At 67.1% G+C, this 16,314-nt stretch carries 18 protein-coding genes; 10 read left to right on the top strand and 8 right to left on the bottom strand.

Going from position 1 to position 16,314, the window contains the following annotated elements:
• Positions 1–28 precede the first annotated feature (28 nt).
• The 5 genes from gspK to gspG are packed head-to-tail and all read right to left on the bottom strand — an operon-like array spanning position 29 to position 2,891.
• Positions 29–988, bottom strand: coding sequence for a type II secretion system minor pseudopilin GspK (gene gspK / locus AC1DSA_RS02845; protein WP_477885822.1), 960 nt, complete (start codon positions 986–988; stop codon positions 29–31).
• Entirely contained in the window at positions 985–1,638 is a 654-nt protein-coding gene (locus AC1DSA_RS02840; protein ID WP_477885820.1) for a PulJ/GspJ family protein, read from the bottom strand. The genes gspK and AC1DSA_RS02840 overlap by 4 nt, the downstream gene beginning before the upstream one ends.
• The gene (gene gspI / locus AC1DSA_RS02835; RefSeq protein WP_477885818.1) at positions 1,638–1,997 is read right to left on the bottom strand and encodes a type II secretion system minor pseudopilin GspI; all 360 of its coding nucleotides are present in this window, start codon (positions 1,995–1,997) and stop codon (positions 1,638–1,640) included. Before gspI ends, AC1DSA_RS02840 begins: the two co-directional genes overlap by 1 nt.
• Entirely contained in the window at positions 1,994–2,485 is a 492-nt protein-coding gene (locus AC1DSA_RS02830) for a GspH/FimT family pseudopilin (protein ID WP_477885816.1), read from the bottom strand. Before AC1DSA_RS02830 ends, gspI begins: the two co-directional genes overlap by 4 nt.
• Positions 2,433–2,891, bottom strand: a complete 459-nt coding sequence (gspG, locus tag AC1DSA_RS02825; RefSeq protein ID WP_477885814.1) for a type II secretion system major pseudopilin GspG — start codon at positions 2,889–2,891, stop codon at positions 2,433–2,435. The genes AC1DSA_RS02830 and gspG overlap by 53 nt, the downstream gene beginning before the upstream one ends.
• A gap of 22 nt (positions 2,892–2,913) precedes the next feature.
• On the opposite strand from gspG, the gene AC1DSA_RS02820 reads away from it, so the two are divergent.
• Positions 2,914–3,405: a type II secretion system protein N gene (locus AC1DSA_RS02820; protein ID WP_477885812.1), complete on the top strand. Its 492-nt coding sequence runs from the start codon at positions 2,914–2,916 to the stop codon at positions 3,403–3,405.
• Here the strand turns inward: AC1DSA_RS02820 and AC1DSA_RS02815 are convergent.
• Positions 3,378–4,124 (bottom strand): adenosylcobinamide-GDP ribazoletransferase, encoded by a 747-nt coding sequence (locus tag AC1DSA_RS02815; protein ID WP_477885811.1) that lies wholly within the window; start codon positions 4,122–4,124, stop codon positions 3,378–3,380. The genes AC1DSA_RS02820 and AC1DSA_RS02815 overlap by 28 nt on opposite strands.
• 8 nt (positions 4,125–4,132) lie before the next feature.
• Positions 4,133–5,704: a threonine ammonia-lyase, biosynthetic gene (ilvA, locus tag AC1DSA_RS02810; RefSeq protein WP_477885810.1), complete on the bottom strand. Its 1,572-nt coding sequence runs from the start codon at positions 5,702–5,704 to the stop codon at positions 4,133–4,135.
• Positions 5,705–6,000: 296 nt separating this feature from the next.
• Between ilvA and AC1DSA_RS02805 the strand changes: the two genes are divergently transcribed.
• On the top strand, positions 6,001–6,465 hold the full coding sequence (locus AC1DSA_RS02805; protein WP_477885809.1) for an OsmC family protein: 465 nt from the start codon (positions 6,001–6,003) through the stop codon (positions 6,463–6,465).
• Between the two features lie 30 nt (positions 6,466–6,495).
• Here AC1DSA_RS02805 and coq7 read toward each other — a convergent pair whose 3' ends face one another.
• A complete protein-coding gene (gene coq7, locus AC1DSA_RS02800) occupies positions 6,496–7,113 on the bottom strand; it encodes a 2-polyprenyl-3-methyl-6-methoxy-1,4-benzoquinone monooxygenase (protein ID WP_477885970.1) in 618 nt (205 codons plus the stop codon).
• A 298-nt stretch (positions 7,114–7,411) separates the two neighbouring features.
• On the opposite strand from coq7, the gene AC1DSA_RS02795 reads away from it, so the two are divergent.
• The 8 genes from AC1DSA_RS02795 to AC1DSA_RS02760 all read left to right on the top strand — a co-directional run bounded on the left by AC1DSA_RS02795 (position 7,412) and on the right by AC1DSA_RS02760 (position 16,311).
• Positions 7,412–8,542 carry a porin gene (locus AC1DSA_RS02795; protein ID WP_477885808.1) on the top strand — a complete coding sequence of 377 codons (1,131 nt, stop codon included), beginning with the start codon at positions 7,412–7,414 and terminating at the stop codon, positions 8,540–8,542.
• A gap of 89 nt (positions 8,543–8,631) precedes the next feature.
• Positions 8,632–9,393, top strand: coding sequence for a DUF3047 domain-containing protein (locus AC1DSA_RS02790; RefSeq protein ID WP_477885807.1), 762 nt, complete (start codon positions 8,632–8,634; stop codon positions 9,391–9,393).
• 83 nt (positions 9,394–9,476) lie between these two features.
• A complete protein-coding gene (locus tag AC1DSA_RS02785; RefSeq protein WP_477885806.1) occupies positions 9,477–10,457 on the top strand; it encodes an ABC transporter permease in 981 nt (326 codons plus the stop codon).
• Entirely contained in the window at positions 10,457–11,680 is a 1,224-nt protein-coding gene (locus AC1DSA_RS02780; RefSeq protein WP_477885805.1) for a M20 aminoacylase family protein, read from the top strand. Before AC1DSA_RS02785 ends, AC1DSA_RS02780 begins: the two co-directional genes overlap by 1 nt.
• A gap of 51 nt (positions 11,681–11,731) precedes the next feature.
• Positions 11,732–13,306 (top strand): ABC transporter substrate-binding protein, encoded by a 1,575-nt coding sequence (locus AC1DSA_RS02775; protein WP_477885804.1) that lies wholly within the window; start codon positions 11,732–11,734, stop codon positions 13,304–13,306.
• A 4-nt stretch (positions 13,307–13,310) separates the two neighbouring features.
• Positions 13,311–14,243: an ABC transporter permease gene (locus AC1DSA_RS02770; protein WP_477885803.1), complete on the top strand. Its 933-nt coding sequence runs from the start codon at positions 13,311–13,313 to the stop codon at positions 14,241–14,243.
• Positions 14,243–15,250: an ABC transporter ATP-binding protein gene (locus AC1DSA_RS02765; RefSeq protein WP_477885802.1), complete on the top strand. Its 1,008-nt coding sequence runs from the start codon at positions 14,243–14,245 to the stop codon at positions 15,248–15,250. Before AC1DSA_RS02770 ends, AC1DSA_RS02765 begins: the two co-directional genes overlap by 1 nt.
• Positions 15,251–15,309: 59 nt before the next feature.
• Positions 15,310–16,311 carry an ABC transporter ATP-binding protein gene (locus tag AC1DSA_RS02760; protein WP_477885968.1) on the top strand — a complete coding sequence of 334 codons (1,002 nt, stop codon included), beginning with the start codon at positions 15,310–15,312 and terminating at the stop codon, positions 16,309–16,311.
• Positions 16,312–16,314 lie beyond the last annotated feature (3 nt).

Below are 16,314 nucleotides of genomic sequence, written 5' to 3'. Positions count from 1 at the left end.
ACTGCGAGGCATTGTAGGTGCGCCTTCCTCAGCGGACGACGGCCTGGTTGAAGTTCTCGAAGGCCCCGCGTTCCCGTTGCAAGGTGCGCACGTTCGGGCCAATGCGCTGCACGACGGACCGCTCCTCGATCACCACCTGCTCCAGCCTCAGCCGGCCCCGGACCTCGAAGTACTGGGTGTCCACCGAAGCCTGCGTCAGGTCGAACTGTGAACCCTGGACCAGCTTGGTGGCGTCCGCGACGTTGCGGAAGTGCTGCCGCTCACGCTCCACCACCAGCCGCTTGGCATCCGCCAGGCTCAGGTTGCGGCCGATGGCGTACAGCACCTCCGCGGTCGCGGTGTTGATGTTGACCTTGGTGGACGCCGACGGCAGCACCGTGGCGTACGGTCCCAGTGCGGCAATCGTTTCCGGCGCCACGCCCAGCCAGGCGAGCTGCTCGAGCCGCTGGGGCATCAGCGGCGCCCGCGCGGCGTTGCGGTTGTCCACGCTGATGTCGGAGGCGGAGCGCAGGTTCTCCGCCATCCGCGTGAGCTGGTCCTGCGGCAAGCCGAGGATGTCGAAGAGGCGTTGGAAGTTCTCCAGCGACTTGGTCTGCACCGAACCTGCCTGCACCAGGGTCGCGACGTTCATGCGCGCTTGCAGGTCGCTGATTTCGCCGGAGAGGAAGACGTTGTCGGCACCGGACGTGTCCGCATTGTTGGACGGGTCGGCGGCCAGGAAGGTGGACAGGCGCGCCTCCTGCAAGGGCACGGCCCAGGGCTCCGCCAGGTGGTCGGTGCGGTCGGCGTTGAAGTCCTCGCGCAGGATCAGCCGTGCCCAGTCCAGTGCGCCGTTGAGAATCCAGGCGGATTGCACGCGCGAGCGGTCCGCGGCCTCGATTTCCACGCTGCGCCACTGCTGCCACATCGCCCCGGCGGCGAAGGTGGCGACCAGTGTCACCGTGAGCATGGCCGCAAGCAGCGCGGCACCGGATTGCAGGCGCTTCATGGGGTCAGCGTCGGGCGCATCCAGTCGCGCTGCAGCCGGCCACTGATCGCACGACCGGCAGGCAGCTGTAGCACCAGCCGCAAGCCGTCGGGCAGGCCACCGGCCGCAGTGGCCGGGGATGTGGCCGTTGCCGGCGTGGACCCGGCCGACGTCGACTGCGGATTGCTCCAGGCGTTCTCGCGGAAGTAGAAGATCTGCCAGTCCTGCAGCGGGCCGATCGCGACCTCCTGGCGCCGCATGGCGTCGCTCGGGTTGCGCGACCACAGGTCGGCGTCCAGCCAGGCCGATTCCAGTTCGCCGCGCGTCTGCAGCGGCCCCGACTCCCAGCGCAGCCACTGCCCTTGCCGTTGCGTCCAGGCGACCACGCGAGCACCGTCCGCAGGGGCCAGGCTGCTGCGCCGGGTGAGGCGCAGCACGCGGCCGTTCCACTCGATCGAAGGCGTGGGCGGCAGCGCCGTGATCGCATCGAGGTCGGCGCCCCACTGCGCCAGCCCGGTCTGCAGGGTGAGGATTTCGTCCGCATAGGTCTGGGTCTGGTCACGCGCGCGCATCATGCCGTCCAGGCCGCGCCAGCTGAGGCCGGCGAGCAGCGCCAGCGCGAACAGCGACACCAGCAGTTCGACCAGGGTGAAGCCGCGGTCGCGCCGCATCAGTAGCGCCCCATGACGGTGGACAGCCGCAGGACCGGCGCGCTGCCATCGAACACCTGCGCATCCACGCGGCGGAAGCTGGGATTGGGCGTGGGCGCGACGCGCATCCGGACGACGAAGGCATGGCCGGCCTGCTCGCACGCCAGGTCGCTGTCTCCCACCGGAGGCAGTTGCTTGGCCAGCTTCAGGCGCACCAGTTCGTTCTCGGCGCACAAATGGGCGAGCAGCACGTCGCCCTGGCGTTGCGCGTTGTTGGTGAGCGCGGCGCTGGCCTGGAGGCCGGCCACCAGGGCCACCGCGACGATGCCCAACGCAACGAGCACCTCGATCAGCGTGAAGCCGCGGGCACGACGGTTCATGGCTGTTGGTTCCGCACCGTGAAGGGACGCAGGCCGTCGGTGCCGATGACCACAGTCGGTCCCGGATGCGTCGCGCTCACGATCGCCACCTGCTGCGGACCGATCACCGGTTCCGGTCCGAGCAACAGGACAGCCCGGCCCACGGCGCGGGTGTCGGGGGACAACCAGTTGTGCGGCAACGCATCGTTGGGGAGGCCATCGAAATGGAAGCCTTCGGCGTCCGCCACCCAACGGACCGGCTGGCCGCTCAGGCGCGAGCGGGCGCGCGCCGATTCGAGCAAGGCGGCCAGGCGCTGCGCGTCGCGGTCCAGCGGGACGCCGGCCTGGTCCCGCAAGGCGAAAGAAACGCCGGCCGAGGCCACGGCGATGATCGCCACCACGACAAGCAGTTCCAGCAGCGTGAAGCCGGAAGCGCTCCGGCCGGGGAGGGCGCTCCTATTGCCAGGAGCCGATGTCCGCATTCTTGCCGTCGCCACCGGGCTGGCCATCCGCGCCGAGGGACATGACGTCGATTTCGCCCTTCACCCCGGGGCTGAGGTACTGGTAGGGACGACCCCAGGGGTCGTTGGGCAGCTTGTCGAGGTACGGTTTCCAGTTGGGGGGGGCCGGGCTCGCGCTGGGTTTGGCGACCAGGGACTGCAGGCCCTGCTCGGTGGTGGGGTAGCGCTGGTTGTCGAGCTTGTAGAGCTTCAGCGCCTGCATCAGGTTGTTGACGTCGGTCCGGGCGGCGGTGGCGCGCGCGTCATCGGCGCGATCCAGGACGTTCGGGACGATCAGCGCGGCCAGGACGCCGATGATGACAAGCACCACCATCAGCTCGATCAGCGTGAAGCCGGCCTGGGTGACGCGTGCACGGATCCGGGCGCGGAGGCGGGTAGCGGGAAGGGACTGCATCGGTTCAATGATAATCGTCCCCATGTGGACTCCGAATTCCACCACCTGGACGGTGCGTGGCACCAGCTTCGCCTTGTGGGCGCTGGTGGGCATCAGCGCTGTCTATTGGGGGCTCAAGCTCGGCGGTACCGGCCGCAGCGCCAACGTGCCGGTCCCGCCCCTGCGCGCCGTGGCGCCTTCGGACCCGGTGGCCCTGGCCCGGCTGCTTGGCAGTGCACCTTCGGCGCTCCCTGCGGCAGGAGCCCTCGTCCCTTCCCTCGCCAGTCGCTTCCAGTTGGTCGGGGTGGTGGCCGGGATCCAATCCGGCGCTGGTGCCGCGCTCATCGCGGTCGACGGGCGCCCGGCCAAGTCGTTCAAGGTGGGCGCCAGCGTCGCGGAGGGCCTGGTGCTCCAGTCGGTGCGCGGACGGCAGGCGATGCTCGGAGCCGCCATGGGCGGGCCGGCGACGGTCACGCTGGACCTTCCTGCATCGCGCGGCGCCACCGCTCAGGCGCCGATCGAAGCCCCCAGGTAAAAGGCGAGTTCGCTCAGCGGCTGGCTGGCGGCGGCGAGCTCGGATGTGCGCGGGCCGCCCGCAAAACGCCGCAGCATCGCATAGCAGGCCAGGGATCCGCCCAGCAACGCCAGCACCACAAACGGCGCTCCGCCCGCCGCAATCATCAGCAGCAGCGGTGCCAGGCACCAGAGCGCAGCCACCCGCAGGACGCGGGGGTCCCTCGCATCCGGGTCACGTTGGGCAAGCACCACCGGTGCCAGCCGCGAGAGCACGTGGCCCGCGAACAGCGCCGCCATCACGCGCGCCTCGGAGACGGACGCCATTGCCGCCAGCAGGACGATCTTGCCCGTGAGCACCAGGACGAGCGCCAGCACGCCCCGGCCGCTCGCACCGGGCACAGCAGTCGCCGCCCCCAACTGGTCGGCTGTACGGAACAGCGCGCTTTCAGCCCGAGCGCCCGTCATCAGCAGCGTGGCTGCGACACTGGCAATCGCAGCTGCCGCGGGCCCCCAAGGGTTGCCGCGCAGCAGCAGCGCCACCACCGCGAACGACAGGCAGGCGGCCAGGCCGACGATCCAGCCTGCCCCCGGCAGGTGGGCATCGCTCGCGCGCAGCGTGTCGGGATCGGCGTCGGCGGGCGGGGCCCACGTTCCGCCGAAGCGCAGTCGGGTGGAGTGGTGCAGCGCGAGTGCGAACTGGCGGGCGAACAGGTTCAGGGCTTCACGCACGGCGGCCATGGTCGGTGCTAGCCAGCGCTCGGGACGCCGGGAGAGCGAGCCTGCAGGAAGAGTTGGTAGACCGGGTTGCCAGTTTCCTCCACATACGGGTAGCCCAAGGTGTCGAGGAAGGCCTGGAAAGCCCGGTCGTCGCCCCGGGGCACCTGCAGTCCCACGAGGATGCGACCGTAGTCGGCGCCCTGGTTGCGGTAGTGGAAGAGCGAAATGTTCCAGTTCGGGCGCATGTTCGACAGGAATTTCATCAGCGCACCGGGACGTTCCGGGAAGATGAAACGCAGCAGGCGTTCGTCCTTGGCGAGTGCGGAAGGGCCGCCGACCATGTGGCGGATGTGTTCCTTGGCCAGTTCGTCGTGCGTGAGGTCCAGCGCCTCGAAGCCATGCCGTGTGAAGTTGCCCGCGATGCGGCCGGACTCGCCCTTGCCGTGCGTGGTGAGGCCCACGAACACGTGCGCGTGCTCGGCGTCGCCGATGCGGTAATTGAATTCGGTGACGTTGCGCGCGCCGCCGGGCAGCGTGCCGATCAGCTCGCAAAAGCGCCGGAAGCTGCCGCGTTCCTCGGGAATCGTCACGGCGAACAGCGCTTCGCGCTCCTCGCCGACTTCCGCCCGCTCGGCGACGAAGCGCAGGCGGTCGAAGTTCATGTTCGCGCCGCACAGGATCGCCGCATAGGTCTCGCCGCGGCACTTGCGCTGGGCCACATACTGCTTGATCGCCGCCACGGCAAGGGCGCCTGCGGGTTCCACGATGCTGCGGGTATCGACGAACACGTCCTTGATCGCTGCGCACACGGCATCGGTGTCCACCAGCATGAATTCATCCACCAGTTCGCGCGTGAGGCGGAAGGTTTCCTCGCCCACCAGCTTGACCGCCGTGCCGTCGGAGAACAACCCCACGTCGCCCAGCGCGACCCGTTTCTTCGCCGCAACCGAGCGTGCCATGGCATCCGAATCGCTCATCTGCACGCCGATGACCTTCACTTCCGGGCGCACGCACTTGATGTAGCTCGCCACGCCGGAGATCAGGCCGCCGCCGCCGATGGCGACGAACACCGCGTCCAGGGGACCCTGGTGCTGGCGAAGGATCTCCATGGCGATGGTGCCTTGCCCGGCGATCACGTCCGGGTCGTCGAAGGGATGGACGAAAGTCAGCTGTTGCTGCTCGCACAGCTTGAGCGAGTGCTCGTAGGCATCCGAATAACTGTCGCCGTGCAGGACCACCTCCCCGCCGAGCGCCTTCACCGCGTCGATCTTCAACTGAGGGGTCGTCACCGGCATCACGATCACCGCCCGCGCGCCCATGCGGTGCGCCGCCAGGGCGACGCCCTGCGCGTGATTCCCGGCGGAGGCGCAGATGACACCGCGCTGCAGCTGCTCCGGCGCCAGATGGGCCATCTTGTTGTAGGCCCCGCGCAGCTTGAAGCTGAAGACGGGCTGCTGGTCCTCGCGCTTGAGCAGCACCTTGTTGTGCAGGCGACGGCTGAGCGCACGCGCCGGCTCCAGCGGCGATTCGATGGCTACGTCATAGACGCGCGCCGTGAGGATCTTCTTGAGGTAGTCCTCCGGCTGCAGGTGTTTCTTCATGGAGCGGGAATCATAAGAGCCCTGGCGGCGGCGGCGCCGGGGCAGAAAAAAGCCCCCGGACCTTGCGATCCAGGGGCTGAATCCACCAATGGAGGAGGTGGAGGAGACAACTTTGCGGCCTGCAATGCAACATCGACGCAATTTGCGGATGGGCTGCTCCTGCAGGCGGGCTTAGCGAATCGCTATGCTGTGAAGCCAGTATAGACCGACTTTTGCTGCAATGCACAAGCCACGTTGCGGCATCGAGTCATTCGAGAAAGTTACGGGCGCATGGCGCTTTCGGCGAGGAAAGAACGATGGAATGCACAGTGACGTGGACCGGCGCGACCGGCGCGCGCTCCGGGATGGGATTCCTGGCGGAAACCGGCAGTGGACACGTGCTGGTGATGGATGGAGCGCCGGACGAGGCGCGTCCTGAGAATGGGGGGCGCAATCTGGCGCCGCGACCGATGGAGACGGTGCTGGCCGGCACGGGCGGGTGCACCGCCTACGACGTCGTGCTGATCCTGAAGCGGGGCCGCCATGACGTGCGAGGCTGCTCCGTGAAACTCAGTGCGGAGCGGGCAGCGACCGACCCGAAGGTGTTCACGAAGATTCACATGCACTTCACGGTGCGCGGGCACAAGCTGCCGGCGCCTGCCGTGGAGCGCGCCATCGCCATGAGCCACGAAAAGTACTGCTCGGCGAGCGCGATGCTCGCGAAGACGGCCGAGATGACGACCAGCTTCGACCTGGTGGAGGACGCGGCCGCCCAAGCCTAGAGGCCGCCCAAGCCTAGAGGCCGCCCAGGCCTAGAGATAGTGCGCGGTCGTGGTCATCACCTTGGCGGCGGCGCGCATGGCGAGTTTCACAGGCGCGGGGAGCTCCGCCGCTCCCGACGTCTGGGCCAGCTTTGCGTGCGCCGCCTCGTCATCCTTCATCTGGGCGACGATGGCCCGGGAAGCGTGGTCTGCCGCTGGAAGCCGGTCAAGATGCCCCTGCAGGTGGGCTTCCACCTGTCTTTCCGTTTCCACGATGAAGCCCAGGCTCACGCGGTCGCCCAGCCTGCCGGCGGCCAGTCCGATCGCGAAAGCCCCGGCATACCAGACGGGATTCAACAAGGAAGGGCGGGAGCCGAGTTCATCCAGGCGCGATTGGGTCCAGGCGAGATGGTCCGTCTCTTCCCGGGCGGCCTGTTCGAACTGCGTGCGCAGGGCCTCATTGCGCGTCGCCATCGCTTGGGCCGTGTAAAGGGCCTGGGCGCAGATCTCCCCGACATGGTTCACGCGCATCAGGGCCGCAGCGTGGCTGCGTTCCTGCGCGCCCAGTTGCGTGGAGTCGGCCGGCACGACGGGGCATGGCCGCGTCCCGCGCGGCTTCGCAAACAGGGTGCGCAAGGCCTGGTCGAAAGCGCCAAGAAAACGGTCCATGGAAGGCAGTTTAGTGGCCGCTTGGCGGCAGTTGAGGCAGCGGCGCCTTTTTTGGGATGCGAAATGCAAAAAGGTGGCTGTTGCGCTCGATCCACTCAGCCGCAGTTTCTTGTTGTCCGACCACAACGAATGGCAATTCCGCGGGCTAAATACTTTGCGTCAGAAAAGGCGCTCTGGTGGAATAGCAACAACTTCCCAAAAGGAGGTTGGCCCGGGGATCCGGTGGGGACGCGAGCGTGCCTGCATTCGACAACCCATGCGTAACCGGAGCCCTATGTTTAACCTTGGAGAAACTTGCATGAAAAAGTCCCTAATCGCGCTGGCCGTGATGGCTGCCGCCGGAGCGGCGTCCGCCCAGTCTTCGGTGACCCTGTTCGGTATCGTTGACGTCAACTACAACTACGTCAAGGGCGACGGCAACGGTCACGTCAGCCGCCTGACCGACTCGGGCTACAACAGCTCGCGTCTGGGCTTCCGTGGTACGGAAGACCTGGGTGGTGGCATGTCCGCCTCCTTCTGGCTGGAAGCCGGCCTGAACCCGGACAACGGCACGGGCGACACCAGCAACACCAACAACCAAATTTCCGGCGTTGCGCTGGGTACCGTTGGCGGTCAAGGTCTCGTCTTCAACCGCCGTTCGACCGTCAGCCTGGCCGGCAACTGGGGTGAGATGCGCCTGGGCCGTGACTATGTCCCGACCTTCTGGAACCTGACCGTGTTCGATCCGTTCGGCACCAACGGTGTCGGCTCCTACAGCAACCTGAGCATCAGCGCCGGTACCGGCGTTGGCGGCCAGTCTGCCCTGCTGACGTCCACGCGCGCTTCCAACTCCATCGGCTACTTCCTGCCGCCGAACCTGGGTGGCTTCTATGGCCAGTTCATGTACGCGATGGGCGAGAACGCCAGCAACTCGGCCAACAAGGACGACGGTCGCTACATCGGTGGCCGCCTGGGCTTCGCTTCCGGCCCGTTCAACGTTGCAGTGTCCTATGGCGAGACCAAGTACTCGGCCAGCACCGTGGCGGTTCCGACGCTCGGCGGCAACTACCGCGTCGCCAACATCGGCGGCCAGTGGGACTTCGGCATGGCCAAGCTGATGGGCCAGTGGGGCCGTGACGAGATCCGCAGCACCCTGAACCCGAAGCAGGACACCTACCTGATCGGTGGCCTGATTCCGGTGGGCGCGGGTGAAATCCGCCTGTCCTGGGCCCATGCCAACGTGAAGACCCCGATCAGTGCCGCCGTGGATGATGCCGACCAGTTCGCCATCGGCTACGTGCACAACCTGTCCAAGCGTACCGCTCTGTACGCGACCTACGCCCGTGTGAACAACAAGGGCAACGGTGTCGCGTTCAACAACGGCCGCGTCACGACCGAACTCGGCGGTTCTACCGACGGTTTCGACCTGGGCCTCCGCCACAGCTTCTGATTTTCGAACCGGCCGCAAGGCCGGTGCAGAAAACAAGAAACTTGAAAAGCCGCCTTCGGGCGGCTTTTTTTCGTGTTCAATCCACCTCCATGAAACGTTTGGGACCGGTATGCCTGCGTCGTGCTGTGGCCATTGGCGTGGTCGTTGGGGGGCTCGCGGGCTGCAGCAGCGCCCCACGGCAGGAGCAGGACATCGCCACTTCGCCTTGGGCCGAGCAGTCGGGGGGCCAGCGCGGCGCGGCTTGGGCGCATCGCACCTTTCCGGGCAAGACGGCCACCCGCTTCGAGTACGCCCGGCGCGAAGGCAGGGATGCAGTCTCGGCGGACGCACAGTCATCGATGAGCGTGGTGCAGCAGGCCCTGCGCATCGAAGCCGAGCACCTGGGAAAGGTTCGCTTCTCGTGGAACGTGCCGGCGCTGATCGATGGAGCCGACATGGCCCTGCGCGACAAAGACGATGCCCCGGTGCGCATCGTCCTCGCATTCGATGGCGACCGCTCGCGTTTCTCGCCGAAGGATGCAGCCCTGTCCGAACTGGCACGGGCCCTGACCGGCGAGCCGCTGCCGTATGCGACCCTGATGTACGTGTGGTGCAACCATCGTCCACTCGGCAGCATCATTCAGAGTCCCCGCACGGACCGAGTGCGCAAGCTGGTGGTCGAGTCGGGCAAGCGTGGCCTCAATCAGTGGCTCGAATACGAGCGGGACGTTCGCGCCGACTACGAGCGCGTGTTCGGCGAAAAGCCGGGTGCGCTGGTCGGCATCGCGATCATGTCCGACAGCGACAACACGCAGTCTCGGTCGAGTGCCTGGTACGGCCCGGTGCAGCTGCTTCCGACCTCCGCCCTCTGATTGCTGCCGCAGCGTCAAGGAAACCCCGCGTGTCGGCACGCAGATTGCTCTGCTAGCATCGGCAGCCCTCAGCGCGACCACGAATGTTTGCCTTCATCCTGCGCCGCTTGTTCCAGGCCTTGGTGGTCATGGTGGTGGTCGCCTACATTGCCTTCCTGCTGTTCCAGTACGTGGGCGATCCCGTCGTGTTCCTCCTTGGGCAGGACGCCACGCCCCAGCAGATCCGGGAGCTCCGATCGGCACTGGGGCTGGACCAGCCCTTCTTCGTGCAGTTCTGGCATTTCCTCCTCAACGCGGTGCAGGGCGAATTCGGGTTGAGCCTGCGCCAGGGCGCCAAGGTTTCCAGGCTGATCTCCGAGCGCTTTCCCGCGACTTTCGAGCTCGCCGTCGTCGCCGCGCTGCTCGCGTTGCTGCTTGGCATCCCGATGGGCGTGTACGCGGCGCTGCGCCGCGGGAGCTTCACCAGCCAGGTGTTCATGACGCTCTCACTGCTGGGCGTTTCGCTGCCGACTTTCCTGATCGGCATCCTGCTGATCCTCGTGTTCTCGGTCACGCTGGGATGGTTCCCCAGCTTCGGACGGGGAGAGACCGTGCAACTGGGATGGTGGCACACAGGCCTGCTCACCCGCGACGGCTGGCACCACATCGTCCTGCCCGCGCTGACCCTGGCGATCTTCCAGCTGACCCTGATCATGCGACTGGTGCGGGCCGAGATGCTGGAAGTGCTGCGCACGGACTACATCAAGTTCGCGCGCGCGCGCGGTCTGCCCAACCGGACGATCCATTTCGGCCACGCACTGAAGAACACGCTGGTCCCGGTGATGACGATCACCGGCCTCCAACTGGGCATGCTGATCGCCTTCGCGATCATCACCGAGACCGTGTTCCAGTGGCCCGGCATGGGGCTGCTGTTCATCCAGGCCGTGACCTTCGCCGACATCCCGGTGATGGCAGCCTACCTGTGCCTGATCGCCCTGATCTTCGTCGTGATCAACCTGGTCGTGGACCTGCTTTATTTCGCTGTCGACCCGCGCCTTCGCGTGGGCACGGCGGGAGGACATTGATGTCGGCCCCCGCTGCCAATCCGCGGCTCGCCCACGCGCGCCCCTTTGCGCACATCGCACGGTTCCACCCCGAGCTCACCGCGCTGCGGCGCGACCTGCACGCGCATCCCGAATTGGGGTTCGAGGAGGTCTATACCGCCGCGCGAGTGCAGGAGGCGCTGCGCCTTTGCGGGGTGGACGAAGTGCACACGAACATCGGAAGGACCGGCGTGGTCGGCGTGGTGCGAGGGCGCTCCAACAACTCGGGCCGCATGATCGGGCTGAGGGCGGACATGGATGCACTCACGATGAGCGAGAACAACGACTTCCCCTGGAAGTCCACGCGCAACGGCATGATGCATGGCTGCGGCCACGACGGCCATGTGGCCATGCTCGTGGGTGCGGCGCGCTACCTGGCGGAGACGCGCAATTTCGATGGCACGGCAGTGCTGATCTTCCAGCCCGGCGAAGAGGGCTTCGCGGGCGCCAAGGCGATGATCGAGGACGGCCTGTTCCAGCGCTTTCCGGTGGAATCGGTCTACGCCATGCACAACTGGCCGGGGCTCAAGCCGGGCCGCTTCGGCGTCCGCCACCACGCCATGATGGCTTCAGCCGACCGCGTGACGATCGAGATCACCGGCAAGGGCGGGCACGGCGCGCATGCTTACCTGGCGGTCGACCCGGTCCTGGTCGCGGCCCACATCATCACCTCCGTGCAGAGCATCGTCTCGCGCAACGTGAGGCCCATCGACGGTGCGGTGATCAGCCTGTGCGCAATGCAGGCCGGCGACCTCCACGCCATGAGCGTGATCCCCGGCAAGGCCACGTTGGTCGGCACGGTGCGCACCTTCAGCCCCGATGTGCAGGAGATGATCGAGAAACGCCTGCATGAGCTTTGCAGCGCCGTCGCCCTGGGCTTCGGTGCCACCGCCACCGTGCACTACGAACGCATCTATCCGGCCACCATCAACACGCCGCGCGAGACCGAGTTCGCGGCCGACGTCGCCGAGTCGCTGGTGGGTCCCGAGAACGTCGTTCGCAACATGGACCCCAGCATGGGGGCCGAGGATTTTTCCTTCATGCTGCAGGTGAAGCCCGGCGCCTACCTGCGCATCGGCCAGGGCGGCGAGGGCAGCTGCATGCTGCACATGACGCGCTACGACTTCAACGACGAAATCCTCCCGCTCGGTTCGGCGCTGCATGCGAGCCTGATCGAGCAAGGCCTGCCGCTGGCCGGCCCATAGCGCGGCGCAATCCATTCCATCAGGGCATCACTTCCAACAGGAGTTCCGACCATGAAAACAAAGACCCGAGTGCTCGCGGCCGCGGCGCTGATCGCCGCAGCGGCCTTCGCCCAGGCGCAGACCGCGCGCATCGCCAACCAGGGCGACTCGCTCTCGATGGATCCGCACTCGCTCAACGAGTCGCTGCAGCTGTCCGTGACCGGCAACGTCTATGAGGCCCTGGTCGGCCGCAACAAGGACCTGAGCGTCGCGCCGGCACTGGCGACGTCGTGGAAGCAGACCTCGCCCACCGTCTGGCGATTCGAACTGCGCAAGGGCGTCCAGTTCCACGACGGCAAGCCGTTCACAGCCGACGACGTCCTGTTCTCCTTTGCGCGCACCCAGGCCGATGGCTCCGACATGAAGAGCTATACCAACGACCTGAAGGAAGTGCGCAAGGTCAACGACCACACCGTCGAGATCGAGACGAAGAGCCCCTTCCCCATCCTGCCCGACGTGATCTCGCTCGTGTACATCATGAGCAAGAAGTGGTGCGAGGAAAACCAGGCCACGCGCCCGGTCGATCGCCGCAAGGGCATCGAGAACGCGGCGTCCTTCCGCGCGAATGGCACGGGCCCGTTCCGCCTGCGCGAGCGCCAGCCCAACGTGCGCACCACGTTCGTCCGCAACGGCAACTACTGGGGCAAGATCGACGGCAACGTGCAGGAGGTGATCTTCACGCCCATCGGCAACGATGCGACCCGCGTTGCCGCCCTGCTGTCCGGCGAAGTGGACGTGATGGAACCGGTTCCGGTGCAGGACATCGACCGCGTGAACGCCTCGCCGAACGCAAAGGTCATGGTCGGCCCCGAGCTTCGCACCATCTTCCTGGGCATGGACCAGAAGCGCGACGAGCTGCTCTATTCCAGCGTGAAGGGCAAGAACCCCTTCAAGGACAAGCGCGTCCGCCAGGCCTTCTACGAGGCGATCGACATCGACGGCATCCAGAAGACGGTGATGCGCGGTGCGTCCAAGCCGACGGCGCTGATGGTGGGTCCCGGCATCAACGGCTTCGACGCCAGCCAGAACAAGCGCCTGCCCTACGACCCGGAGGCCGCCAAGAAACTGCTGGCCGACGCCGGCTACCCGAACGGGTTCGAGGTGACGATGAACTGCCCGAACGACCGCTACGTCAACGATGCGCGCATCTGCCAGACGGTGGCGGCGAACCTGTCGCGCATCGGCGTCAAGATCAACCTCGCCGCGGAGACCAAGGGCACCTATTTCCCGAAGATCCTGCGCCGCGACACGAGCTTCTATCTGCTGGGCTGGACGCCGGGCACCTACGACGCGCACAACGCGCTCAATGCCCTGATGGCCTGCCCGGACGACAAGGGCACCGGCCAGTTCAACCTGGGCAGCTACTGCAATCCCAAGGTGGACCAGCTCACGCGCACCATCCAGTCGGAGACCGACAAGGCCAAGCGCGCCGCCATGATCAAGGAGGCCTTCGAGCTGCACGCCGCCGACGTGGGGCACCTGCCGCTGCACCAGCAGTCGCTGGCCTGGGGCGTGTCCAAGAAGGTCGATCTGGTGCAGCTCGCCGACAACTTCATGCCCTTCAAGTGGATCAGCGTGAAGAAGTGACGGCGTGAAGCTGACGCTCCAGCGCTGGCTCGACGGCGACGTCGCCCACAGCTTCCGCACCTCGCCCGTCGCCATGCTGGCGGCGGCGATCGCCTTCGCATGCATCTTCGCGGCGGTCTTCGCGGAGCTGGTGGCGCCGCACAACCCGTTCGACCTTGCCACGCTGGAGCTGAGCCACGCCCGGCTGAAGCCCTCGTTCGAGGCGCACCCCCTGGCGCGTCCCGAGGACGGCTCCCGCACCTACCTGCTGGGCACCGACGACCAGGGCCGGGACATTCTTTCGGCGCTGATGTACGGGGCGCGCATTTCGCTCGTGGTCGGCATCGTCTCGGTGCTGCTGTCGATGCTGATCGGCGTCAGCCTGGGGCTGCTCGCAGGCTTCCGCGGCGGCTGGCTCGACGCGTTCCTCATGCGCCTGTGCGACGTGATGCTGAGTTTTCCGCCCATCCTGGTGGCCTTGCTCATCGCCGGCGTGGGTCGCGCGCTGTTTCCCAATGCGCACAACACGGTGGCCTTCGGCGTCCTGATCCTGGCGATCACGCTCACCGGCTGGGTCCAGTACGCGCGCACGGTGCGGGGATCCACGCTGGTGGAGCGCAACAAGGAATACGTGCAGGCCGCGCGCGTCACGGGTGTGGCGCCCGTGCGCATCATGATGCACCACGTGCTGCCCAACGTGACCGGCCCCGTGATGGTCCTGGCGACGGTGCAGCTTGCCACCGCCATCATCACCGAGGCCACCCTGTCCTTCCTGGGCGTGGGCGTGCCGCCGACCTCGCCGTCGCTGGGCACCCTGATCCAGGTCGGCAACAACTATCTCTTTTCCGGCGAGTGGTGGATCACCGTCTTCCCCGCCCTCATGCTGATCCTGATCGCCCTGTCCGTGAACCTCCTGGGCGACTGGCTGCGGGACGCACTGAACCCGCGCCTGCGCTGATGTCCGCCTCCACGCTTGATTCCGGCGCGGGCCGGCTCCTCCAGGTCCAGGACCTCGTCGTCGAGTTCCCCACCCGGCGCGGCACGCTGCGCGCGCTGGACCATGTGTCCTTCGACATCGCGCCCGGCGAAATCCTCGGCGTGGTCGGCGAGTCCGGCGCGGGCAAGTCGCTCACTGGCGCCGCGATCATCGGCCTGCTGGAACCCCCCGGACGCATCGCCTCCGGCCAAGTGGTGCTGGAAGGCGAACGCATCGACAACCTGCCGTTCGAACGGCTGCGCCACATCCGCGGCCGCAAGATCGGCGCGATCTTCCAGGACCCGCTGACTTCGCTCAATCCGCTGTACACGATCGGGCGCCAGCTGATCGAGACGATCCAGGCCCACCTGCCGGTCAGCCGCGAGGAAGCGCGGCGGCGCGCCGTCGGGCTGCTCGAAGACACCGGCATTCCGGCCGCCGCCGAGCGCATCGATCACTATCCGCACCAGTTCTCCGGCGGCATGCGCCAGCGCGTGGTGATCGCGCTCGCGCTCGCTGCGGAGCCCAAGCTGATCGTGGCGGACGAACCCACCACGGCGCTCGACGTGTCGATCCAGGCGCAGATCATCCAGTTGCTCAAGCGCATCTGCCGGGACCGCGGCGCCGCCGTCATGCTGATCACGCACGACATGGGCGTGATCGCCGAAACCTGCGACCGGGTCGCCGTGATGTACGCCGGCCGCGTCGTCGAGCTCGGACCGGTGCACGAGGTGATCCACCAGCCCGCGCACCCGTACACCCTGGGACTCATGGCGTCCATTCCCGACATGGATTCCGATCGCGAACAGCTGAACCAGATCGATGGTGCGATGCCCCGTTTGAATGCGATCCCTGCGGGTTGTGCCTACCACCCGCGCTGCCCGCGCGCCTTCGCCCGTTGCATGCACGAACGGCCGGAGCTGCTCCACGCAGGCGCCACCCGTGCGGCGTGCTGGCTGCACGACGCGAACGCGGAGCTGCCCGGATGAGCAGCACCGTCCTGCCCGTCGCGGACGCGTTGCCTGGCTCCCCCGCGCAGCCCGCAGGAATGGCGCGCGGCGCACCGCTGGTGCAGGCGCACGACCTCGCCAAGACCTTCGACGTTTCCGCGCCCTGGCTCAACCGCATGCTGGAACGCAAGCCGCGCCAGCTGCTGCATGCCGTCGATGGCGTGAGCTTCGAGATCGAGAAGGGGCAGACGCTGGCGCTGGTGGGCGAGTCCGGCTGCGGCAAGAGCACGGTGGCCCGGCTGCTGGTGGGCCTGTACGCACCCACCCGCGGCGGCTTCACCTTCGACGGACAGGATGCGCATGCGGCCTTCCGCACGCCGGAGGGGCGACAGCTGCGTCGCCGCATCCAGATGATCTTCCAGGACCCGTACGCCAGCCTCAATCCGCGCTGGGTGGTGGAAGACATCGTGGCCGAGCCGCTGAAGGAACACGGCCTGATCACCAACGCCATCGAGCTGAAGGCCCGCGTCGGCGAACTGCTGCAGTCGGTGGGCCTGAGCCCGCTGGACATGGTGAAGTACCCGCACCAGTTCTCCGGCGGCCAGCGCCAGCGCATCTCGATCGCACGTGCGCTGGCCACGCAGCCGGAGTTCCTGGTGTGCGACGAGCCGACCTCCGCGCTCGACGTGAGCGTGCAGGCGCAGGTGCTCAACATCATGAAGGACCTGCAGCGCCGGCACGGCCTCACCTACCTCTTCATCTCGCACAACCTGGCGGTGGTTCGCCACGTGAGCGACCAGGTGGGCGTGATGTACCTGGGCCGGCTGGTGGAGCTCGCCGGCAAGCACCACCTGTTCGCGCAGCCGCGGCATCCCTACACCCGCATGCTGCTGGACGCGATCCCGAAGATGAAGGACACGGGCCGCGCGCGCACGCCGGTGCAGGGCGAAGTCCCCAATCCCCTCAACCCGCCGAGCGGCTGCGCCTTCAACCCGCGCTGCCCGCATGCCAACGACCGCTGCCGTGCCGAGCGTCCCGCGCTGCTGGAGATCCAGGGGGTTCGGGTGGCCTGCCACGCGGTGCAGGAGGGGCGGATCTAGACG

Source organism: Ramlibacter sp. P4_H7, assembly GCF_056400765.1.
This window is presented reverse-complemented; position numbering and strand designations above follow the sequence as displayed.